This is a genomic window from Candidatus Paceibacterota bacterium (assembly GCA_041660505.1).
Classification (GTDB): domain Bacteria; phylum Patescibacteriota; class Minisyncoccia; order Phycocordibacterales; family JACRKE01; genus JBAZWG01.
Map to the genome: position 1 here is coordinate 33,087 of JBAZWG010000001.1, position 23,740 is coordinate 56,826.

20 protein-coding genes are annotated in these 23,740 nt (G+C 48.2%); 5 read left to right on the forward strand and 15 right to left on the reverse strand.

Annotated elements, in window-relative coordinates; genetic code table 11:
- The first annotated feature begins 4 nt into the window (after positions 1–4).
- Positions 5–1,282, forward strand: a complete 1,278-nt coding sequence (locus WC764_00220) for a trypsin-like peptidase domain-containing protein (protein MFA6006147.1) — start codon at positions 5–7, stop codon at positions 1,280–1,282.
- 58 nt (positions 1,283–1,340) lie between these two features.
- On the opposite strand, the gene WC764_00225 is transcribed toward WC764_00220, so the two are convergent.
- Positions 1,341–1,661, reverse strand: a complete 321-nt coding sequence (locus WC764_00225) for a transglycosylase SLT domain-containing protein (GenBank protein MFA6006148.1) — start codon at positions 1,659–1,661, stop codon at positions 1,341–1,343.
- A gap of 473 nt (positions 1,662–2,134) precedes the next feature.
- Between WC764_00225 and WC764_00230 the strand changes: the two genes are divergently transcribed.
- Positions 2,135–2,716 carry a Fe-Mn family superoxide dismutase gene (locus WC764_00230; protein MFA6006149.1) on the forward strand — a complete coding sequence of 194 codons (582 nt, stop codon included), beginning with the start codon at positions 2,135–2,137 and terminating at the stop codon, positions 2,714–2,716.
- Positions 2,717–2,778: 62 nt separating this feature from the next.
- Complete coding sequence (locus WC764_00235; protein MFA6006150.1) at positions 2,779–3,540, forward strand: thioredoxin domain-containing protein; 762 nt, start codon at positions 2,779–2,781, stop codon at positions 3,538–3,540.
- On the opposite strand, the gene WC764_00240 is transcribed toward WC764_00235, so the two are convergent.
- The 8 genes from WC764_00240 to rpsP form a co-directional block, all read right to left on the reverse strand.
- Entirely contained in the window at positions 3,537–4,775 is a 1,239-nt protein-coding gene (locus WC764_00240; protein MFA6006151.1) for a sigma-70 family RNA polymerase sigma factor, read from the reverse strand. The genes WC764_00235 and WC764_00240 overlap by 4 nt on opposite strands.
- 22 nt (positions 4,776–4,797) lie before the next feature.
- Positions 4,798–6,543 (reverse strand): DNA primase, encoded by a 1,746-nt coding sequence (gene dnaG / locus WC764_00245; protein MFA6006152.1) that lies wholly within the window; start codon positions 6,541–6,543, stop codon positions 4,798–4,800.
- A gap of 16 nt (positions 6,544–6,559) precedes the next feature.
- Entirely contained in the window at positions 6,560–10,210 is a 3,651-nt protein-coding gene (gene rpoC / locus WC764_00250) for a DNA-directed RNA polymerase subunit beta' (GenBank protein MFA6006153.1), read from the reverse strand.
- Between the two features lie 15 nt (positions 10,211–10,225).
- The gene (locus WC764_00255) at positions 10,226–13,414 is read right to left on the reverse strand and encodes a DNA-directed RNA polymerase subunit beta (GenBank protein MFA6006154.1); all 3,189 of its coding nucleotides are present in this window, start codon (positions 13,412–13,414) and stop codon (positions 10,226–10,228) included.
- A gap of 235 nt (positions 13,415–13,649) precedes the next feature.
- Complete coding sequence (gene trmD / locus WC764_00260) at positions 13,650–14,300, reverse strand: tRNA (guanosine(37)-N1)-methyltransferase TrmD (GenBank protein MFA6006155.1); 651 nt, start codon at positions 14,298–14,300, stop codon at positions 13,650–13,652.
- Positions 14,301–14,336: 36 nt separating this feature from the next.
- Positions 14,337–14,768 carry a hypothetical protein gene (locus WC764_00265; protein MFA6006156.1) on the reverse strand — a complete coding sequence of 144 codons (432 nt, stop codon included), beginning with the start codon at positions 14,766–14,768 and terminating at the stop codon, positions 14,337–14,339.
- On the reverse strand, positions 14,740–15,105 hold the full coding sequence (locus WC764_00270; GenBank protein ID MFA6006157.1) for a KH domain-containing protein: 366 nt from the start codon (positions 15,103–15,105) through the stop codon (positions 14,740–14,742). Before WC764_00270 ends, WC764_00265 begins: the two co-directional genes overlap by 29 nt.
- 92 nt (positions 15,106–15,197) lie before the next feature.
- A complete protein-coding gene (rpsP, locus tag WC764_00275) occupies positions 15,198–15,500 on the reverse strand; it encodes a 30S ribosomal protein S16 (GenBank protein MFA6006158.1) in 303 nt (100 codons plus the stop codon).
- A gap of 37 nt (positions 15,501–15,537) precedes the next feature.
- Here rpsP and rnr point away from each other — a divergent pair, with 37 nt between their 5' ends.
- The gene (gene rnr / locus WC764_00280; protein MFA6006159.1) at positions 15,538–17,535 is read left to right on the forward strand and encodes a ribonuclease R; all 1,998 of its coding nucleotides are present in this window, start codon (positions 15,538–15,540) and stop codon (positions 17,533–17,535) included.
- Between the two features lie 8 nt (positions 17,536–17,543).
- Entirely contained in the window at positions 17,544–17,921 is a 378-nt protein-coding gene (locus WC764_00285; GenBank protein ID MFA6006160.1) for a hypothetical protein, read from the forward strand.
- A 130-nt stretch (positions 17,922–18,051) separates the two neighbouring features.
- On the opposite strand, the gene WC764_00290 is transcribed toward WC764_00285, so the two are convergent.
- The 6 genes from WC764_00290 to WC764_00315 form a co-directional block, all read right to left on the reverse strand.
- A complete protein-coding gene (locus WC764_00290; GenBank protein ID MFA6006161.1) occupies positions 18,052–18,612 on the reverse strand; it encodes a hypothetical protein in 561 nt (186 codons plus the stop codon).
- Between the two features lie 415 nt (positions 18,613–19,027).
- Positions 19,028–21,259 carry a heavy metal translocating P-type ATPase gene (locus tag WC764_00295; protein MFA6006162.1) on the reverse strand — a complete coding sequence of 744 codons (2,232 nt, stop codon included), beginning with the start codon at positions 21,257–21,259 and terminating at the stop codon, positions 19,028–19,030.
- A gap of 2 nt (positions 21,260–21,261) precedes the next feature.
- The gene (locus WC764_00300) at positions 21,262–21,627 is read right to left on the reverse strand and encodes a cupredoxin domain-containing protein (protein MFA6006163.1); all 366 of its coding nucleotides are present in this window, start codon (positions 21,625–21,627) and stop codon (positions 21,262–21,264) included.
- Between the two features lie 17 nt (positions 21,628–21,644).
- On the reverse strand, positions 21,645–23,021 hold the full coding sequence (locus WC764_00305; protein ID MFA6006164.1) for a sulfite exporter TauE/SafE family protein: 1,377 nt from the start codon (positions 23,019–23,021) through the stop codon (positions 21,645–21,647).
- Between the two features lie 29 nt (positions 23,022–23,050).
- Positions 23,051–23,311: a hypothetical protein gene (locus WC764_00310; protein ID MFA6006165.1), complete on the reverse strand. Its 261-nt coding sequence runs from the start codon at positions 23,309–23,311 to the stop codon at positions 23,051–23,053.
- 75 nt (positions 23,312–23,386) lie between these two features.
- A complete protein-coding gene (locus WC764_00315) occupies positions 23,387–23,722 on the reverse strand; it encodes a hypothetical protein (protein MFA6006166.1) in 336 nt (111 codons plus the stop codon).
- Positions 23,723–23,740: the final 18 nt, after the last annotated feature.

Genomic DNA, 23,740 nt, shown 5'->3' on the forward strand with positions numbered 1-23,740 from the left:
CAATATGAACGCGTATAAGCCAGTAGTCACGAGCGTTGTATCCGGCGTAGTCGGAGCGCTCATCGTGTTTCTCGGGGGTCTTTGGTTGTTATCGACTAACCCCCTATTGTTTATTAACTTGTTCGGTAACCCAAAATCAGTAAGCGCAACAGCAAGCAGTACGCCGGAGAATACAGTAAAAAATATTTTCTCCAAAGAAATATACACTCAAGAATCATTTGTTATCGATACGGTCAAAGCAACAAAGGGTGCCGTGGTATCAATAGTGATATCCAAAGACGTACCGGTAATGGAACAGTATTATAGCCAGGTGCCTGGGATTGATCCGAATGATCCATTCGCACAGCTCTTTGGCGGTGGATTTAATTTTCAGATCCCCCAGCTTCGCCAGAACGGCACTAAACTGCAACAAGTCGGTGCGGGCTCCGGGTTCATTGTTTCGCCAGACGGTCTTATTATTACCAACAAACACGTGGTGGCCGACAAGACGGCGGAGTATGCCGTGTTCCTAAACGATGGCAAGAAATATGCGGCGAAGGTTGTCGCTCGAGACCCTGTTAATGATCTCGCCGTTCTCAAAATTGGGGGGGTAAAATTACCCTATCTCAAATTCGCAAACTCCGACGCCATACAGGTTGGCCAGACCGCTATCGCTATCGGTAATGCGCTCGGCCAATTCAATAATACGGTCTCGGTTGGCGTTGTGTCGGGCTTAGCTCGCTCGGTCACGGCCGGAAACATGTCGGGCATGTCGGAACAGCTCGATAACGTTATCCAAACCGACGCGGCGATTAACCCCGGTAACTCCGGCGGGCCGCTCCTAAATCTCGACGGCCGTGTAATCGGCGTGAATGTCGCCGTGGCCCAAGGTTCGCAAAATATCGGTTTCTCATTACCTGCTAATCTTGCAAAGAGCGTCGTCGATTCGGTACAGAAGAATGCAGGCAAGATAATTCGCCCATACCTTGGGATTCGCTACACCGCGGTTACGCCGGAACTTAAAGATGCGAATCATCTGATGGTTGACTATGGTATGCTCGTGCTCCGCGGAAGTTCTAAAGACGAGCTCGCCGTGGCCCCGGGCTCACCGGCTGACAAAGCCGGTATCCTCGAGAATGACATAATTCTCGAAGCCGACGGCAAGAAATTAACAAGCGACGTCAGCCTGTCTAATCTGGTTCGTGATCACAAGGTCGGCGACACTATGGCACTCAAGGTATTAAGTAAGGGTACGACCAAGACTGTGAAGATTAAGCTAGAGGCAATCCCGACATTGCAGTAAAACACAAGACCGCCTTCTGCGAATTTCGAGAAGGCGGTCTTGTGTTTTTGATTTTGTATTAGTTGGTCACTTTGTCGTAACACGACCAGTGATATTCTTTGTTATTTGCAAGCGCCCACATGGCGAGTTTGATGCTGTCTTCGTTGTTGTAGTAGTCGAGATCCTCACCCATTTTAGCAGAGAATTCCTTGAACGTCGGCTTATGGAACTGGAATGTACCGTAGGCCTTACCATTATCTCCAAAGACATTTCCTCTGATATTAGACTCACATTGCGCGATGGCAAGGGCTAGCTTCTTGCTGACGCCATACTTCTTCGCATAGGCAGTAATGAGAGCTGATATGCATGCGCGCGATTCAAGCTTCTGACCTTCACACACCGGCAGAACGTCGCTAACCGTTTCGGTCGCGTCGCTTTGCTGGCTGACTTCTTGGATGGTTTGCGCATTATTGGCGATAGAATTAATTGCTTGCGGAGCGAAAGCGAAGTTGGCGGCGAGGAGAACCCCTGCGACGGACTTCGTGGCGAATAATGATAAAATAAGCCTATTCCTAATGCGTTCCGGACTGTTCTCATTACCTGGCGAAACCGACTAAGGATCACCTGGCTTTGCAATGCTGGGTCCCGTGCTGACGGGGTTTAATCGAAAACAAGCTCGAAAGCTTGTTGAGAAATATCATATCATATCTAGTATCTCCTGTCAATACTAAAACCCACTTTATCCACCCTGTCAATATCATAAATATGGCTATATATATAGCTAGAATAGCTGGAAATATAAGCCAACATTTGTACCCGATTTGCAACTCCTGTATACTGCGAACAGATTATATAAGTTAATTTAAGAACATTATGTACGAAGAGAAAAAGTTTGCCCTCGGGAGCCTCAAGGGGCTCTCGGAGAAACAGGTTAGTGAGCATCTTAAGCTCTATTCGGGGTACGTAAAGAATACAAACGAACTTCTTTCCAAGCTCGAAGCCGGCATCTCTTCCGGTTGGGATGCCTACACTTTGGCAGAGCTCCGGCGCCGAATGGGTTTTGAGTTCAACGGTATGCGTTTACACGAATATTACTTTAAGCAATTCGAGTCTGGCTCGGTATTCGATGGCACAGCACTGAAGGATGCCGTTTTGGCTCAATACGCATCGCTAGATAACTGGAGGTCACAGGTCAGCGCGGCGGCGATGGCACGCGGTGCCGGCTGGGTGTTACTCCTCCGAGATCGTGCAATAAACAAACTTATGATCCAGTGGGTCAGTGATCACGATATGGGGATGATCGCCGGTGTGGATGTGATAATGGCTCTTGACGTCTGGGAGCATGCCTATCTTTTGGACTATCTGCCGTCCCGGCGTAAAGATTACATTGCCGCATTCTTTGACAACCTTAACTGGTCGGTGCTAGAGTCTAGGTTCGAGCGAACTGATAAATAACTAATGGCACACAAGGCGGTCTTCTGGGGCTCGCAGAAAACCGCCTTGTGTGACAAAAATATATGGAACCAAACCAACAGCAGAACTACTCTATACCGATTGCAATCGTGATTGCCGGTGTAATCGTTGCCGGAGCAGTGCTCTGGAGCAAAGGTTCCGGCCCGGTGCCGGTAGCACAAGTTCAGGGTCAGGGACAAGCACAAACAGCCTCAACCGCTGAGCTCATAAAGAGCATGCCGGCCGTTAGTGCTAAGGATCATGTCCTAGGTAATCCATCTGCCCCTATTACAATAGTAGAATACTCCGATATCGAATGCCCCTTCTGTCGTCGATTCCATACCACTATGCAGGAAGTGATGTCTCAATATGGAGACAGCGGCCAGGTGGCGTGGGTGTATCGCCAGTTCCCCTTAAGCATCCATCCCAAGGCCTATCCGGAAGCTACGGCAACCGAGTGTGTGGCATCGCAATACGACAACAACACTTTCTGGAAATTCCTCGCCGCTCTAATGGAGACTAAAGCCGATGCAGATGGTAATCAGATTGCTGTGATATCCGACGACTTTACCGCCGAACAGCGCATCGCCGAAGCATCAACAAAGCTCAAATTGGATGGTGCAAAGATAGCTTTGTGCGTCTCCGCCGATACATTTAAACAAAAATTGGAGAGTCTAAGAGGGGAGGCGATGAAGGCAGGCCTTGGCCAGAACGAAACAGGCACGCCGTACAGTATTATCGTAGCCGGCAATAAAAGATACTTCATAGACGGTGCCCAGCCCTACAGTGCGGTCAAAGCGCTTATCGATACGGCGCTCAAAGGCTAGTAATTCAACAGTCTTTTGGCCTTCTGGTGGTAGCGAATTTTTTCGTGAGCTTTGGCTTCTATTTGGCGGATGCGTTCGCGGGTAACGCCGAACTCTTTGCCGACTTCTTCGAGTGTACGCATGACGCCGTCTATGAGACCATGGCGCATTTCTAATATCTTGCGCTCTTTGGGGGTCAGGTCGTTCAGAATTTCTTTGATTTGGTCGGCTAGGATACGGCGCGAACTTTCTTGATCGGGAGAAAGAATTTTATCATCGGCGATGAACTCGCCCAGAGTTGACTTATCGTCGCTCGAGTCTCCTATCGGCGTTTCCAGCGAAACAGTGCTCTGGTCTATCTTTTCTATATTATAAACCTTCTCAACCTCGATACCCATCTCTATTGCAATTTCCTCCGGCAACGGATCGCGCCCCAAGTCTTGCGAGAGTCTGCGCACTACTTGCTTATACTTCGCAATAGTCTCTACCATATGCACGGGTATGCGGATTGTGCGCGATTGGTCAGCCAAGGCGCGAGTAATTGCTTGGCGAATCCACCAAGTGGCATAAGTTGAAAATTTATAACCCTTAGACCAGTCGAATTTCTCTACGGCTTTGAAAAGGCCAAGATTTCCTTCTTGAATTAAGTCTAAAAGGGTCAAATCAGAACTACGGCCAACGTATTTCTTCGCAATAGAAACCACGAGACGCAAATTGGCTTTTACCAGAATGTCCGACGCCTCACGCTCGCCGAGCGCTATGCGCTTCGATAGTTCACGCTCTTCGGCGGCAGAAATAAGACGATACTGGCCGATCTCGCGCAAGTACATCTGCACAGAATCCGGCATCGAGCCTTCGCGTCCTTTACTCACTCGTGCGTGGGCGATATCCTGCTCAAGTTGCTCGTCAAGAAGTCCGCCACCTTCTAATACATCAATATTCGCTTCGTCGAATTTCTCGTACAACTCATCCAAAAATAGAATATCATTCTCGATAGTCGGAAACTCTTTTAAGATCTCATTATAGGTGACGAAGCCTCGCGACTTGGCCTTCTCGATAAGCAGATTAATCTTGCGAGCCTGAAGACCGCTCTCTTTCTTAGCAACTATCGCTGTCCCGCCCCTCGGCTTGGTCTTTGCCTTCTGCTTTACAACCTTCTTCTGCTTATTTTTGGCAACAGACTTTTTCGCTTTAGGTGCGTGCTTCTTCTTTACTATCTTGTGCGTTTTCTGCGCCTTCTTTTTTTTATTTTTCATTTTCATAATATTGTACTAAAAATTAAATTAACTTGCTTTCAAATTTCTTTAGAACTTCAAGCCTTGAGCCCATCTTCTGACATTCTTCCAAAAGGGTTTTTGTTTCCGCTTCGCTTATACCGGACTTCTTCAAATCACTCATGCAAATATAAAATTTCTTTTTTAGAATTTCTGTTTCGAGAGAAGCGAACAGGCGATCAATCTCTTTGGAGATTTCTGCAGAACCGGCGAACTGGGCTTCTGCCTCGAACATAAATCTCTCTCTGTTGTTGATAAGCGCTTGTTCTCGACCGGCTGCTTGCTCACCAAATATGTCAGCAAACAATTTCCGCACCGTACCGGTATCAATTGTCGCTTTTGCCGGTTCGCTCTCTTGCCAGAAGACTATCCCGAGAATTTTCTCTATTATAGCATCTTCGCGTGTGCGAGTAGCTTTTGTTATATAGGTCGTGTCGGTCTTATATGACATATCGGACTTATGCAACCCCATAGATCTTATACTCTCTCTGATAACATCTTCTTTCAAATCGATTCTGTCGGCGATAAGCGCGATAAAATGAGCTTGATCTATATGGCTTCTAAGCCGCACGACGAGCGGGAGGACTTCATGTTCTACTCTTTTGCGCAATTCACGCAAATCCTTAGTCTTTTCTCTTATAACCTGCAGATAATACTCTATAACATGAATGCTATTTTTTACCGACTGCTTCCACGCCTCCGGATTCTCTTTTATGCTATCAGCCGGGTCTTTGCCATCTGTCACAACCGCAACGCGGACATCCATATCGAGATCAAGTGCCATCTCTACGGCTCGACGCGATGAAGCCACTCCGGCCGTGTCGGCATCGAATGCTAAGATTAAATTATTGGTCAACCGTTTAACAAGCATTAAGTGATCATTAGTAAGTGCTGTACCGGATACGGCGACTGTATTCGTAAGCCCTGCCTGGTGAGACATGATGGCGTCCATTTGGCCTTCCACTAAAATGCAGACGTTCTCTTTTCTTATCGATACCTTGGCCTTATCATAGGCATAAAGCACGCCGGATTTATTATAGAGCACCGTCTGGGGAGAATTTACATATTTACCTTGAGTCGAAATATCGCGGACAGTAACAGACTCACGATTTGTTTCCAATATTCTACCCGTAAAAGCGACGACGTGGCCAATACTGTCTGCTATCGGGAACATGATACGCTGGCGGAATCTATCGTACGATGAACCCGACTTGCCAACCGCAGATAATCCAACCGAGTCTATATCCCTATTCTGATAACCTCTCGCAAGCAGATAATCCAAGCACTTCTTCCAGCTATCCGGCGCGTAACCAATACGGAAATTATTTATTGTTTCTTTTTGTAATCCCCTCTTAAGCAGATAATCCATAGGCTCGTTATCTTCCTTGAGTTCCTGCTGATAGAAAAGGGTCGTTGTCTCCATTATCTCGCGCAAGATTTTATGCGGATCGGTATGTTGCTCTGGGCCTGTCACAAGTATTACTCCGGCGCGATCGGCCAAAAGCGTAAGTGCCTGCCGGAAGTCAACACCCTCTATGTCCTGCACGAAGCTAAATATGTCTCCGCCCTTATTACATCCAAAACAGTAATAACTCCCGCGTGCCGGAGACACGAAGAAAGAAGCCGTGTTTTCCGCATGGAAGGGACACTTAGCCTTTAAGTTCGCGCCGGCGCCATCAAGCTTGAGATACGAGCCTACAACATCCTGAACTCCAAGCCGCGCCTTTATCTGTTCGACGACGGATGACATTCTTTATTTATTTTTCCTATTCCTCTTCTTCTTTTGATTCCCTGTCCTGGACAGATTGTCGAAAGCCGGTGCCCGCCGGGATAAGTCTTCCGATAATAACATTTTCTTTGAGACCGCGGAGATGGTCTACGCCTCCTTTGACAGCCGTTTCGGTCAATACGCGAGCGGTATTCTGGAATGATGCGGCAGACAGGAACGACGGAGTCTTAAGCGCAACCTCCGAAATACCTAGGAGCAATACGTCAACCTTTGCCGGCTTGCCACCTTTAGCCTCCGCGCGCTTGTTCGCGTCTGCGACTGTAGAAATATCTACAGTTTCCCCCGCCACCAAGCCTGTGTCGCCGGAATTAACAACGTGTCTCTTTGAGAACATCTGTCTTACGATAACTTCTACGTGCTTACGGGCAATCGTTGCGCCTTGTGTCGCGTAAACGCGGTTAACTTCGTTCACGATATAATCTTCAACAACGACCTTCCCACCAAACTCGAAGAGCTCCGCCAGATTAGCTGAACCGTCGGTAAGGAGATTACCTTTCTTAACTGTATCCCCTTTACTCACCTTGACCGAACGAACTTGCGGAACGATGTATTCTTTAGTTTTTGAATCGGTGCTTGTCGTGCGAGAGTCGTCCGACAACACTTCGATAATCTTATCACGGCCGACTGATTTAACATCTACAACGGTACCGTCAATCTCGCTAATAATAGCCGGATTCTTGGGTGCGCGTCGCTCGAAGATCTCCTCTACGCGCGGGAGACCCATCGTAATATCTCCGCCGGCTTGCGCCACACCGCCAACGTGGAAGGTACGCATTGTGAGCTGGGTGCCCGGTTCGCCGATAGCCTGAGCGGCGACGACACCGACTGCTTCACCGAGCTCGATCTGCTTGTTACGGCCGAAGTCGAGACCATAACACTTGCGACACATACCGCGAGTTGATTTACAAGTCAGCGGAGTGAAAACCTGCACCGATTCTATCCCTGATTGGTCAACGATTATTGCGTCCGCTTTATTAAGTAATACGCCTTTTTTAAATAGGATTCCGCCGTCCGGATTAACAATATCTTTAGCAATAATACGGCCACGAACGGCATTGGCGATTCCCGGTTCCAGGCCGACTACATGTTTGCGCTCGATAGCGCGTCCGATTTGATCACCGCAATCTTCGTGTGTCACGATTGAATCCTGGGCGACGTCAACCAAGCGCCGTGTAAGATAGCCGGACTTGGCGGTGTTAAGTGCCGTGTCCGCGTTACCCTTACGCGCACCGTGAGTGGTGATAAAGTATTCGAGCGGAGAAAGGCCTTCGTGCCAAGACGGGATAACCGGGAAGTCAAGTTGGCGTCCTTGAGTATTGACGATAAGGCCGATCATTCCGGCCATCTGCGTTATCTGACTCATAGAGCCGCGCGCCTTTGAGATAACCATGTCGTGAACGCTGCCCGTGGGGTTCATTGCAATCGGCACCATCTTCTCGACATCATCCTTAACCTTACGCCAAAGCTCGATCATAATTCGATAACGCTCCGTTTCCGAAAGCAAGCCTTCGGCATATTGATCATCCACGACTCTGGCCTCTGCCATACCGCGTGCGATTATCTCCGGCTTCTCCTTCGGCACAACGACATCATCGATACCCCAAGTGATACCAGAACGCATCGCGTATTTATAACCAAATGATTTGATACGATCGAGCAGAGCAGGAGCGGCCTCGGCACCGTAATGAGCGATGAGCTCTTCCACAAGTGCGGCAATTTCCTTGGCGCTAATCTCGTAGTTCACGAACGGGTAGTCTGATGGGAGAATACTATTGAAGAAGACTCTGCCGACAGTAGTCTCTACGAGCTCACCCTTAAATATAGAATACTTCTCGCTAGTGCCTCCGAGTAATTTGACCTTTGCCTGCAGGCTGACATCACCGAATTCATAGGCCATAATAGCGGCGTTCGGACGAGCGAAATACTTGCCTTCTCCTTTGGCGCCCGGAACCATCTTTGTCATCCAATAACAGCCGAGTACCATATCCAACATTTTCGGCGTCGTGGTCGGATTACCGTTACCAGGGAAAAGCAGGTTCTTGTCGGCGGACATTAATCGGCCGGCCTCCTCTTGCGCCTCGTCAGAAAGCGGAACGTGGACTGCCATTTGGTCACCATCGAAGTCTGCGTTGAATGCCGGACAAACCATCGGGTGAATCTGGATAGCGTTGCCTTCGATAAGAACCGGCTTGAAGGCCTGAATACCCAAGCGGTGCAGGGTCGGCGCACGGTTAAGAAGAACGTATTTATTCTTGATAACTTCTTCGAGTATTGCCCACACCTCCGGCGCGCCTTCCTCGATAAGCTTGCCGGCACCACGGATGTTAAACGCGAGCTCTTGTTCGAGAATCTTGGAGATAACAAAGGGACGGAAGAGCTCTAGAGCCATGTGCTTAGGCAGACCGCATTGATTTAGTTTAAGTTCCGGACCGACAACGATAACACTTCGGCCTGAATAGTCTACGCGCTTACCGAGCAAGTTCTGGCGGAAGCGGCCTTGCTTACCCTTCAACATATCCGCCAAAGACTTTAACGGGCGGCGCTGGGCTTGAGACACCGCCGAAGCGGCACCGTTACCATGGCGGATAGAGTTGTCGATAAGAGCATCAACTGCCTCTTGGAGAATACGCTTTTCATTGCGCTGAATAACTTCCGGCGCGTTTATTTCTACGAGCCTCTTCAAACGATTGTTACGATTAATAACGCGGCGATACAAATCATTAATATCCGACGTTGCATGACGGCCACCATCCAAGGCAACCATCGGGCGCAGGGCCGGAGGAGTTACTGGGATAATAGTCAAGAACATCCATTCCGGACGGACTCCAGCGCGGATAAGCGACTTCACAAGCTGTAGGCGCTTATTAAGTTTGAGTCTCTCCGCAGTTCCCGCCTTCTCAAGTCTCGTTTCAATCTCACCGACAATGCTCTCGAGATCAAGTTCCTTGAACTTCTTATATATAGCCTCAGCGCCGATCTCGGCATCGAAGAGAGTTCCATAACGCATCGAATATTTATGATAAAGCACTTCGTCGAAGACGACACCCGGCTTAATAGAGTCTATTTCTTTCTTAACTTCTGAAAGAGAGTTTCGAATGGCCTCTTTGGCCTCCTCTGAATTCGAAGATTTAATCTTAGACCTGAATTCGCTATCAAGATCTTTTAGAATTTTCTTTTTCTCTTCATCATTTACTTTCGTAACCAAGTAGCCGGCAAAGTAGATTACTTTTTCAAGATCCGTAACAGAAAGGTCCATCAAGAGTCCTATGCGAGACGGTACGCCGCGCACAAACCAGATATGCGCCACAGGCGCGGCAAGCTCGATGTGCCCCATACGCTCACGGCGAACGATAGAGCGGGTCACTTCAACCCCGCACTTCTCACATATGATATCTTTATAACGAATGCGACGATATTTACCGCAGTAACACTCGTAATCCTTTTCCGGACCGAAGATCCGTTCATCGAAGAGGCCGGAACGTTCACTGCGTTGAGTGCGGTAGTTGATTGTCTCTGGTCTGGTAACTTCACCATGAGACCACTCTCTGATGCGTTCGGGTGATGCCAGCTTCAGGCTGATAGCGTTGAAGTCGAGCGGAGCATTTTTTGAATACATTTTTTGTTCCATATATTTATGTATGTTTTATTCTTCGTCCGACTTTTGTTTATCAAGCTTTTCTAATTGCACATCGAGTGCCAAACCCTTGAGCTCGCTTAAGAGAACATTAAATGAAGCCGGGATATTCGGCTCGCGGATTTTCTCGCCCTTTACAATAGCATCGAAGGTCGCAGAACGGCCGACGATATCATCGGATTTGATAGTTAGCATTTCGCGAAGCATGTGAGCGGCGCCATAACCCTCGAGTGCCCACACCTCCATTTCTCCGAATCTCTGCCCGCCACCTTGCGCCTTACCGCCCAAAGGCTGTTGGGTGATAAGCGAGTATGGCCCGATTGAGCGCATGTGAATCTTGTCCTCAACCATGTGGTGGAGCTTAAGAATATACATGACGCCGATGGCGATATCTTGTTCGAATTTCTCGCCGGTTAAGCCATCATAGAGAGTGACTTTACCTGATTCCGCCAAACCGGAGCTGACTAGCTCGTCTTTGATCTCTTCGGTTGTTGCCCCAAGGAAGGTTGGCACAACGGCCTGGTAGCCGCCTCGCGTTGCCGTAAGACCCATATGCATTTCGAAGATTTGGCCCAAGTTCATACGAGAAGGCACACCGAGCGGAGTCAAGATAACATCGATTGGCGTTCCGTCGGCCATGTATGGCATATCCTCCTCCGGCAAAATTCTGGAGATGATACCTTTGTTACCGTGACGTCCGGCAAGCTTATCACCCACCGACACACTGCGGAGTTGAGCGACTTCTATATAGACTTTCTTAATGATGCCTGATTCGAGTTTGGCGCCTTTATCGCGGGAAAAAACTTTGACACCGATAACGCGACCGCGCTTGCCATGACCCATTCTTAATGAGGTATCCTTTACGTCTCTGGATTTCTCGCCGAAGATAGAACGCAAAAGTCTTTCTTCTGGTGTCAGCTCCGTCTCACCCTTCGGCGTAATTTTACCGACAAGAATATCGTTCGGGCCAACCTCGGCGCCAATACGGACAATACCGTCTTCATCAAGATCTTTGAGCTTCGATTCGCCGACATTTGGAATATCGTGGGTGGTAACCTCCGGCCCAAGTTTGGTGTCGCGAACGCTTATCGAGAATTCCTCAACGTGAATCGAGGCGAATTTGCTGTTCTTAACTATGCGTTCGGAAATAATGATAGCGTCTTCATAGTTCGCACCACCCCATGACATGAAGCCGACAAGGGCATTTTGGCCGAGAGCGATCTGGCCTTGATCGGTCGACGATGTGTCGGCCAAAACTTCGCCCTTCTTAACCTCCTGTTTGAGTGACACGATTGGGCGCTGATGAAAGGCCGTGAAGTCGTTGGTACGGGCAAAATTTACGAGCGGATATTCGTCTCTGTCGCCTCCATTGGTCTTTACCACGATCTTGCGAGAGTCCACCTTCTCTACAACACCATCGTTCTTTGCAACAACGAGGCGGCCCGTGGCTGTCGCAATCTGTGCCTCCATACCAGTCGAAACAACAGGATATTCCGGAACGATACAAGGGGTTGCTTGGCGTTGCATGTTCGTACCCATGAGCGAACGGTTTGCGTTGTCATGCTCAAGGAATGGAATCATCGAGGTTGCCAAGGAAAATGCCTGATTCGGCGCAACGTCGATGAAGTCAATGTCGTCTCTGTTCGCCATGCCAGGGTTAGCCTTGATACGAGCCTCGACTTTTTCTTCTGTAAATTTGCCCTTCGCATCATAAGCGACGCCGGCGTGAGCAATGTTGTAACTCTCTTCTTCTAGCGCATTCAAGTAAACAACCTCGTCGGTTATCTTACCATTCTTTACTCGGCGATAAGGAGCCTCGATAATACCGAGATCGTTGATGCGCGCGTACGATGAAAGCGTAAGAATGAGACCGATGTTCGGACCCTCCGGCGTCTGGATAGGACAAACTCGGCCGTAGTGAGATGTATGTACATCGCGAACTTCGAAGCCGGCGCGCTCGCGCGTGAGACCTCCGGGACCAAGCGCAGACAAGCGGCGCAAGTGTTCGAGCTCCGACAAGACGTTCTCCTGACCGGCCAATTGTGAAAGTTGGTTGGTAGTAAAGAATTCTTTGATACGTGCCTGGAGTGGTCGCGGATTGACGACTTGTACCGGCATAACCGTACCGGTGTCGATAGTCGACATTCTGTCTTGCGTGTTGCGCTTCATCTGCGCCAGGCCGAGACGAACCTTGAGCTGGAACATTTCTCCAACGGGGCGAACACGGCGGAGACCGAGGTGGTCTATATCATCCGGCAAAGCCTCCGGATTGGCATTTAGCTCAAGAATATGGCGCACAGTGGCCAGAATATCTTCATAATTAAGCGTGCGCTTGGACATTGCCTTAGCGCCCATATCCATTCCGAAGCGCTTATTGAAGCGATATCGGCCGACGTGCGACAAATCATAGCGATCTTCTCCGAATAACGATTCTATATATTCCTTGGCGCTATCGGCGTTCGCGAGGTCATTATCGCGAAGGCGTTTGTACATTTCTACATATGAGTCCTCAACAGTCTTGGCATGGTCTTTGGCGAAGGCAAGCTCGATCATCTTCAAACCGTCTGGGAGGTCGGCAAAATCCTTTTTGATCTCCTCATCCTTCTTGCCAGAGAGAACGCGTAAGAATGAGCTGACGGGAATTTTGCGGCGTCTGTCTACGCGCACATACATAATGTCATCAGAATCGGTCTCAAGCTCAATCCACGAACCGCGAGCCGGAATAACTTTGGCACCGAAGAAATTTTTGCCTTTAATTTCGAGCGCGGTGAAGAAGATACCGAAGCTTCTGGCCAGCTGGGGCACGACAATGCGCTCAACGCCGTTCACTACGAATGTGCCATGCTCGGTCATGAGGGGAAAGTCCGTCAAAAATATCTCCTGATCCTTCTCCTGGCCAAGAACTTTGTTGGTCAAACGGACGATGGCGCGGAGCGGAGTCTCATAACTTAACTTATTTTCTTTAGCGTAAAAATCGTCATATTTAGGCTCATCAAGTTTAAAAGAGACGAATGAGAGGTCGAACTTCTTGCCGGAATAGTCGTGAATGACGGAAAATTCTTTAAAGACTTCTTTAAGACCGTCCTCGAGCAACCACTTATACGAGTTTCTCTGCATCTCGATTGGAGCAGGCAGATCGGCCAACGGCGGTTTGTATTTCGAAAAATATTTCTTAACGATGGGCGTGGATGATGCCATAATGAAATATAGTTAGATAACAAATAAAAGCACGAGTGGATAACTTCTCGTGTCGTTCGTGTTATTAATTAGTGGTGATAAGTGTATGCAAAGTACTTACGCGATACTTGTACACTTTAATAAAGACTCACCACTCGCCCCCAGCCAAAACTCAATCTTGCAAGTGTTGATAAGTAGTATAGTAGAAAAGCCCAAATATGTCAACACTTATCCACAGTTTAGGGACTTGACTGGCCTAATGCGCCTTTTTCCACTCGTCAATTTTTTTGTGATTCCCCGAAGTCAAAACAGCGGGGACTTTATATCGTTTCTCTTTCCACTCCAGAATCTCCGGCCTGGTATAAACATCGTGAGCACTTACTCTTTTCTCTTCTATAGAACTTTCGTTGCCTAAAACACCAGAAATCTGTCTGGATACGGCATCTGCGACAATTAGCGCCGGCAACTCCCCGCCTGTCAGCACATAAGGCCCGACAGAAATTTCATCACCCTTTAATATTTTCTTAACGCGCGCGTCAATGCCTTCATACCGCCCGCAAATTAAAACTATATCAGTATATTTTGTATAACCTTTGGCGATAGTATTTGTAAACTGCTTCCCCGCCGGCGAAAAATGAATTATCTTGAATTTATTATATCCTTCTCCACTTTCCACTTTCGACTTTATACTTTCAACTGTCCGCAGGACAGGTTCCGCATACATCACCATCCCCGGGCCGCCGCCATATGGTATGTCGTCGGTCTTATGATGCTTGTCGGTCGTAAAATCCCGCGGGTTGTAGAAAGTAATCGAAATTGCGCCAGAGCTTTGTGCTCGCTTCAGTATGGAGTCTTCGGTATAAGGCCGAATAATCTCCGGAAATGTAGTGATAATATGAAAACGCATCTGCAAAGAATAGCAGTTTTTTGTACTTAACGCCATCTAGTGGGCAAACACAAATTTCTCCACTTTGTCCACTCTTTCTACTAATTCCTCGTGATCGAGAGTACTTACAGAGTTTACTTTAAGAAAAGCGACGTCGCGTTTGACCTGTGTCATATCTGCTTCCAGATTTTGCAGACGCTCGTCAACCTTGTCTAATCTCTGATTAACGCCAGAAAATCCGTTCGCCATCATGACGGCAAGTTTGTCTACGGTCTCCTCGATATGACTTATTTTTTCTTCGGATGCTTCGCTCATAACCATCATGATACTCCAGAGCAAAAATATAACAAGTTGATAACAAAAAACCGCCCGGAGGCGGCTTCTTGGTTCCAGAGGTTGAACCTTTCCTACCCCCGGCAGGCGCGGTTGATGCTTAAGGTTCAACTTCTTCCAGTCTTTATTATAACTTAAGATCTGCCATGGCTTCATCGACCGTCTTGGTCGGTGTAGTCTGGGTGTTCTGTAGCGGGCGGTTCTCTATGCCGACACCCAAATCGTCTTTCTTAATACCGCCTGTGCCGCCTATCGGTTCGTTGATCTTAAGATTAACACGAGCGTTATTCTTGAGGCCGACAATGCGGAGCAAAGTGCGGATAGCCTTGGCGGTGTTGCCACTGCGACCGATTATCTTACCCATGTCCTCCGGATGCACATCGAGCGTGAGCAATACGCCCATCTCGTCAACTGTCCTGTTCACCTTCACTGACTCCGGATGATCTGCAAGCGCCTTAATGATACTCTCCAGAAATACCTGATCTTGTTCCATACGTGATATTAGAAACTAGTAATAACTTTATAATGTGCTAACTATACATGAGTGCTCGCCATCCTTCAATCAAGACTGTGAATATCTGCGCGCTAAGCGGCAGGAGCGGCGGCCTTGGCCTTCGGGTCAACCTTCTTCTTGCCAACCTTCGAGACCTTCTTGGACTCGATGAGTTTGTGATTAACCAGGATATTGTGTACCGTATCAGTCACCTGTACGCCTTGCTTGAGCCAGTGCGCGATACGTGTTTTGTCGAGCTGGGCTTTGCCACCTCGAGCATTATATGAGCCAACCACTTCTAAAAATCTGCCGCTTTTTGCCGAATTCTGCGAATCGGTCACAACCATGCGGAATGACGGATCGTTCGCTCTGCCCACACGTGATAATCGTATCATTAACATAATCGTGCTATACTACCGAAAATATTAGGATATGTCAAAGCATAAACAAGAGGAAACACACAAAATGGGAACAATAGCCACGACCGGTAAGGGTCTAGGCTTCGTTGCCGTTGAGGGCTTCGACGATGATGCCATGATCCAACAAGGAGAGCTCAATTGCGCTCTGAATGGCGATACTGTCGAACTGGAACTTCTCCCACGAGTTAGCAAACGTGTAGGGGCTAGGGTTGTGAAAGTACTCGCACGGAAGAAGACAACATTCGTCGGCACCGTTGTGCGCGTAGGCGACAAGAAAAGCCAGAAGCCTCTTTATGATCTCATTCCGGACGATACGAAATGTTACGTGCATTTCGTTATCACTAATACCGACTTCCCCGACCTCACACACGAAGTGAAGGCGCAAGTTGAGATGAATGCGTGGACTGACCCGAGCGTTCCGCCGACCGCAACCGTAACACAAGTCTTCGGCTCTGCCGGCACGCACCGTGCCGAGATGGGCGCTATTATCGCCGGCGCAGGCTTCGATAATTCATTTACTAAAGATATCGATGCGGCGGCGGAGAAGCTTAAGCATAGTTACGCGCAGGATCTGGAAAATGAACGAGCTAAACGCCGAGATTTTAGCAACGTCCTAACCTTTACCATCGACCCGTTCGACGCGAAGGATTTCGACGACGCACTGTCATACCAGAAGCTCGCAAACGGCCAGCACGAGATTGGCATTCATATCGCCGACGTGTCGCACTTCGTCCGCCCCGGCACAATATTGGATGAAGAAGCTTATCGAAGGGCTACTTCTGTCTACCTTGTCGACCGCACCATCCCAATGTTACCGGAGGCTTTAAGCAACGATATCTGCAGTCTTAAGCCGCACGAGCCAAGACTTACCTTTTCTGCCGTGTTCACCATGGACGACAACGCAACTATTCTGAACTCGTGGTTTGGCCGAACTATAATTAACTCCGATCACCGCTTCACTTATGAGTCGGCACAGGAGGTGCTCGACCATCCCGGCAAGGATGAGAAGTTCGGGCAGATTCTCGCGCGCATGAACAAGTTCGCCAAGCTCCTTAATGAGCGCGGGATGAAGCGCGGTGCGATATCATTCGAGAACGATCGCGAGGTCAAATTCGAGCTCGATGCAGATGGTAAACCAATTCGCCTCATCAAGAAAGAACGCACCGATTCGCACAAACTTATCGAAGAGTTCATGCTCCTCGCCAATCGCAGAGTAGCGGAATATGCCTCTGCCTTGGGTTCCGAAGCCGGGCCTCTGGGGGCTCGAGGCGCGGCTTCTGTATCCAAGCCGGTAGTCTTTATCTATCGTAATCACGATATCCCAAATGTTGATAAAGTGATGAACCTGAAGGAATTTCTCGGCTCTCTCGGCCACAAACTGCATATCAAGGGCAAGAAGTTGCGGGCAGAAGAACTGAACGAGGTATTGCAGTCTGCAGGCGACGATCCGGCGCTCGGCGCGCTTATCGAGAAGAGTATCCTACGCTCGATGGCCAAGGCAGTCTATTCCACAAAAAATATCGGCCACTATAGCCTCGCCTTCGAGCATTACACCCACTTTACCTCACCCATTCGCCGCTATCCGGACGTGATGGTGCATCGCTTGCTGTTTGAATATCTGGAGGACCGCCACCCTGATAAATCAGAATTAAAGGCGTACGAAGAAAGATGCCTGCATTCCTCTGTGCGCGAACGCGAGGCAATGCATGCCGAGTGGGACTCGATTAAGTATAAACAATCAGAATATCTGGCGTCGCATGTGGGCGACGAATACGAAGCGGTCATCACTAGCGTAACCGACTGGGGCATGTATGTAGAAACGATAGAAGAACTCTGCGAAGGTCTCGTCTCTGTAAGAGACATGACTGACGACTTCTATGAACATCACGAAAAAGCCTACGCCTTAGTAGGCCAGAAAAAGAAGAGGAGATTTAGAGTCGGTGACACATTGAGAGTAAAAGTTAAAGGCACCGACGTAGCCAAAAAGCAAGTGAACTTCGTCCTTGCATAATTGTACCAATGCGCCGAATATGCTTAAATGCATTCGGAGGTGATCGCGTGAGAAAATCGGAAAATAGGTTCACTAGTCTGTTTGTTGCGATTCAGGAAGTACTTGTTGGCGATACTGCCAGCGAGGAAATCATGGACGCAATCGGCCAGATTTTTAGACAGAGACATTTTTACCATACCAGCCTTAAACTCGAAGAACTGGACGGTGGCGGTCTTGAGGCCAAATTCACGATCTACATAGGCCGATGTTTTGCGATTCCTGACGACCAGGATCTGTCCCAGTTCAAATCCTTCGCGGTCACATCATTTGCCGCTAAGGAGATATCTCACGCAGAAATGTTAGAGGTATCAGAGGACTTCAAGGCGGAAGTTGAAACACTAATGTGAACGCCCTATTCACGCACGAAAACTCCGGTCAATCACTGACCGGAGTTGCAGTTTCCATGACATTTTAAAAACATTAATTAATACTAATACATCATTTCTGTGCTATAGCAGATATCTGATGTAATAGTAGTTAGTTGAGTTTGAAGTGGTCGCGCAATTTATTATCGGGCGAGATATCGGAGCGCATATAATAGACATGTTCCGGAATATCGAAGTAGTTAATAACAAAATTGATCTCATTTTCACAATCGAACGGAAATACAAAAACGCTTTTCTGGAACTCCTTGAATCCAAGTCTTTTTAGAGTGTGCCTTAGCGCGTCACGCGTCCTTTTGCTCTCTTCTGGAACATCGAACAAAACTACGCGCCAGCGACCGTCCCACTTCTTCTTCGGCTTAAGCTTTAAATTTTTGAACTCCTGGTCTAGGAAATATGCCCTCCCTTTATTCGTAAGGCGCACCTCCTCAAGATTATTCGTCTTTATCCGCTCAACAAGTCCGCGCGCTTGATAGCGTTCGAGTAATACATAGAGCTTCTTGCGATCGATCTTATACCAGATCTTATCGCAAACATTAGCCATTCGCCTACGCTCATAGTTCGTTCGTTGAAAAGCGAGAAAAGACTTAGCCGCCAATAGTGAAAGTATTTGAAATGAAAACTTGGTCGAGTCTTTAATGTCTTTGACTATCATAATTCGATTCTATCAACTACATCATCCCTCTGCTATAGCAACGAAGTGATGTATGTTGATAACTGGAGAAACGGGGGCGGGGCGGGTAAAAAATGCGAAGGACCAGGTCCTCCGCGGGTCTAGTCCTTGTTCGGTTCTGCTCTCAAGCTCAATCCTTGAACGTGGCTACGTATGATTCTAGGAGAGCTAGAAACTCTTCTGGTGGCCTAGGTGATTGGTGGGTCTCGACGTCACACCTGCAAGGACCAATGAGTCCCCATTTATCACTACTGTTTATGTCGTTCTCACAATATGAAATGTGGACTCTACGACCAACCTTAGTCGCAACGCAAAAAATCACCGTAGCCCCGTCACTTTTGATAAATCTCAAGAGCTCACCTCCGTTATCAATCACAGTATACAGTCTTTCAGACAATTAATTCAACTTCAACCGTTTAAGCAACAGCGAGTTGCTCACCACCGAGACACTGGATAGTGCCATGGCGACTGAGGCGAAGATGGGGTTCATCACTATATGCCAGACTGGGAAGAGAACGCCCATTGCTACGGGTATCAAGATGATGTTGTAACCGAAAGCCCAAAATAAATTCAGCTTGATGGTGCGCATCGTACGCTTGGAGAGTTTGATAGCGCCAGCGACCGATGACAAGTCTTTATTAATGAGTGTGATATCGGCGGCCTCTATCGCCACATCGGTACCTGTACCCATCGCGATGCCGACGTCGGCCGCGGCGAGCGCCGGTGCATCATTGATGCCGTCACCAACCATTGCGACCACCTTTCCTTCTGCTTGGATCTTCCTAACTTGACTCTCCTTCTCGGCCGGCATGACTTGGGCGAGAATCCTCGTAATACCAACTCTTGCGCCAATAGCCTTGGCTGTGCGCTCGTTGTCGCCCGTGATCATCACCGGCTCAATTCCCAGAGATATGAGCCGCTTGACCCCCTCTACTGCACTCTCTTTGATGGTATCGGCTACGGCAATCATACCCGCAAGCTCGCCTTCTACGGCAATGAGCATGACTGTCTTGCCTTCGCTCTCGAGCTTCTCGATCTGTGCCGTAATGCTCTGCACCTCGATATTCTGGCTTTGCATCAAGCGCGTATTGCCGAAGTAGACAGCCTTGCCATCCACCTTACCATAGACGCCTTGCCCGGCTATTGCTTTGAAGTTCTCAACTCTGCCAATAAGTAATTTCTCTGCGTCAGCTTTGTTCATAATACTTTCTGCAAGTGAATGTTCAGAACCTTTCTCGACAGAGGCGGCGAGTTGTAAAATTTCTTTTTCTTTAATATCGCCTAACGCAATAATTTCTGTCACTTCCGGTTTGCCTTTCGTTAACGTGCCGGTCTTGTCGAATATCACGACGTTCACTTTGTGCGCGGTCTCTAGACTTTCTGCATCTTTAATAAGTATGCCGTATTCTGCGCCTTTGCCGGTGCCCACCATTATCGCTGTCGGCGTCGCCAAGCCCATCGCGCACGGGCAAGCAATAATAAGCACGGCTATCGTATTGAGTATCGCATAAAGCAACGCCGGTGCTGGGCCGAAGACATACCAAGCAACGAACGTAATTACAGCAAGCATCATCACGATAGGCACGAAGTATGATGAGACCAAGTCAGCAATGCGCTGGATTGGCGCCTTACTCCCCTGTGCTTCTTCCACCAGCTTGATGATTTGCGCGAGCAACGTGTCAGAGCCGACCTTAGTCGCTGTGAACGTAAACGTACCTGATTTATTTATCGTCGCACCGATGACCGTATCACCTTTTGATTTATCAGTCGGGATACTCTCGCCGGTGACCATCGACTCGTCTATTGATGACTCGCCATCAATAATCGTGCCGTCGACCGGGACTTTCTCGCCGGGACGGACACGAATGATGTCGCCGATGACTACTTCTGCAATCGGAATGTCTAACTCTTTATCACCCCGAAGAACACGGGCGGTGCGAGCTTGTAACCCTATTAATTTCTTTATAGCTTCTGAAGTTCCAGCCTTCGCTCGAGCTTCAAAATATCTGCCGAGCAATATCAGGCCTATAATAATTGTCGCGACGTCGAAGTAAGGCATTGGCTCTATGCCTACAGACTGCACCACTTGCGGCGCCACTACAACGAATACCGAATAAAGATACGCGACAGAAGTACCGAGCGCGACGAGCGTATCCATATTGGCTGTGCGATGCTTAAATGCAGGAATAGTGGCACGGTAGAAAGTAAATCCTGCCCAGAACTGCACCGGTGTTGCAAGTAAAAGTTGGAACCAGAAATTCTTGAGCAATTCGGGAGCAGTCTCCATCAGCCCAGGGAAGCTGCCCCAGAGCACAAGAGCGCCGAGCACCAAGCTCACAGTGACGCGAATAAGCAGAGCGCTAAGTTCGCGCTGTTTCTCCAGCTTCTGCTCATCGTCAGTTTGCACGATACTATTAAGTACAGCTTCGTAGCCAACGTTTGCAACCGCGCCGGCCAGATGTTCGTCGGTAACTATTGCAGAGTCGTAGGTGACCGTAGCCTTGGTATTCGCCAAATTAACATTGGCCGATTCTACGCCCGGCACCTTCTTGAGCGCGTCTTCTATAATGAGTACGCACGAGGCGCAGTGCATTCCCTTAAGTGGAAAAGTCTTCTTGGTAGTAGCCATATCTATTCGACAATTATTTTACCTTTATACATATTCATCCCGCACGAGTAGACGAATGTACCCTTCTTTTTCGGTGTTATCTCGATAGAGACCTTTTGATTCAAGGGCAAAGTCTTGCGCACGTTAAAGTCGCCAAGCACCACTTCTTCCAAGCATGATGTCGGATCTGTGCGCGTGAAGTCGAGCGTGGTCGTTTTATCCAACGGAATTTTTACCACCTCCGGCGTATAACCGCCATCGACTTTAATTTCTATTGCGCCAGATGTGGCACTTACTGCTTGCTCGTTTTTTTTACCAAGGAAGAATTTATAGACCGCACCGATAACAACAATCCCGCCAATCACTATTGCGATTTTATCTGGAGTCATAATTATGTATTTTTTAACTATTCAATGACTTCAATGCTACCACGATACATACCCATTGAACACATAAACGGTATTGTTCCTGTCTTGGTCGGCGTGAATTCCGCAATATTTTCTCCTTCTTTAAGTAACCCTCTGATACCGAGACTCGGCACGATGAATGACGCGGCGCAGGAGTACGGGAACGTGGCGTTAATAATCCAGCGCACCGGAATTCCTTTCTTCACTACCAGATTATTAGGCACATAGCCAGAACGTTCCTCGTTCATTCTTAATATCTGTATCTGTTTGCCGTTCTCTGTGATAATCTCTGCCGAAGTTGCCGAGGTCGAACCTCGGTTATCCACAGGCCAGACAATCTTTGGCAAAGTGATATTAATTCCATTCTGCGCCAAGCCGTTACTTATACTTAAGAAGCCGAAGATGATGACCGCGATGCCGGCAATACGGAAGAAGTATCTGCCGACTACACCTTTTACATAAGCCGAGAGCCAGCCGATACCCATAAGCATCGGTAACGTCCCAAGCGCGAATATGCCCATTATCAATGCACCTTGCACAAAGCTTCCGGTACTAACAGCATAGAGCTGCATTGCTTGTGTGAACCCGCAAGGTAGGAAGAACGTCGCTGCACCCATGAGAAATGCTCCGGTGTGTGAATATTCTTTTCCGTCTCTGTGAATACCAAGCATTTTACTGATTCGTTTTGGCATAAAGGCGATCCCGCCTGATATGCGCGGGAAGATTCCAACAAGTGAGAGGCCAAGCACAAACATAACAATACCGACAACGATTGTGATGCCGCCAAGCAGGCTTTGCGACAATAAGAATACCGAGCCGAGGTAGCCGATAACTCCGCCAAGCAGTGTGTAAGAAATAATTCTGCCAAGGTTGAAGAAGATATGCGGGCGGAAGTTCTGGAGCGAGGTCGCTTCGGGGTGCGCCACAGCGTGCTCGGCAGATAAGCCAAGCACAAGCCCGCCAACAAGCGCCATGCATGACGAGATACCGGCGGTTAGGCCAATTATCAGCACTGTGAGCAACGACGCATTACCCTCATCCTTTATGGCGACATCAAGCAGGCCGGTCGTGGAGAGTACTGCGTAGAGCAACAAGACAATAGCGCCAGAGGCGGCCAGCTCGGCATAGTCCATCGGATTATTCGAGAGCCACAACTTGGAAGCAGAGCGTCCAAGTGAATATCCTGCAGATTTTACAGCCTCCTCAACAACAGTCATATCCAGATTCTCACCGTCATAGGCAATCTGACAGACACCAGTTTTGTGACTGATGTGTATGTTATGGATGTTCTGTATAGCGCGCAGCTTATTCTCGATAAGCACTTCGCACGATTTGCAGTGCATCCCCTTAATTGAGATGGTATGTGTGTTATTCATTAAGCTTAACTCTGATGTGTTCGGACTGTTTATTTTTTAAGCAGGCTGGAATTGTGCATCCAGACGTAATACCAAGCGAATATCCATGACACTATAAACACAAACCCTGCCCCCCAGACGATACTCGTAGGGTCACCCCAGGTGAAACCGGGGATAAGCTCGAATAGCGAATTATGCAGGGCTAGTGCGCTACCAGTGAGAAGGCTTGCATATGCCATACATGCGAAATACACTACCTCGCCACCCAACACACACTTCCACCCGTACGACTTAAGAGACAATTTGTCCATATTTGATGTTAGCTTTATTAATTTCTAGATTATACATCACAACCGTGATGGCAAAAAGCTGGCTATTAACAATATCTATCTCATCATTTCGCCCATCGATGCACTTGCACCTGATGCCTCGGTATTTTCCTTCACATATTTCGCACTTAAGACTTCCGTATCCTTACCCATACTTGTTAGCTTCTCATCTTTATACTTCGCTCCGGCCTCTTGCATCATCAAGCCGTCGTCCTTCATCATCTTACTCATCTCTCTTATGCTTGCCGTTTGTTTTTTCATCATTGAGACTGCTTCGGCCAACTTTTTGTTCTGTGCGTTTGTGTCTAGCATTTGATTGGCCGAGACATATCCGACAACACCGCCAATGAGTAATGCGATAACCATACCAATACTTGCTGTTTGCGTGTTCATGATATATTTTTAGAACTA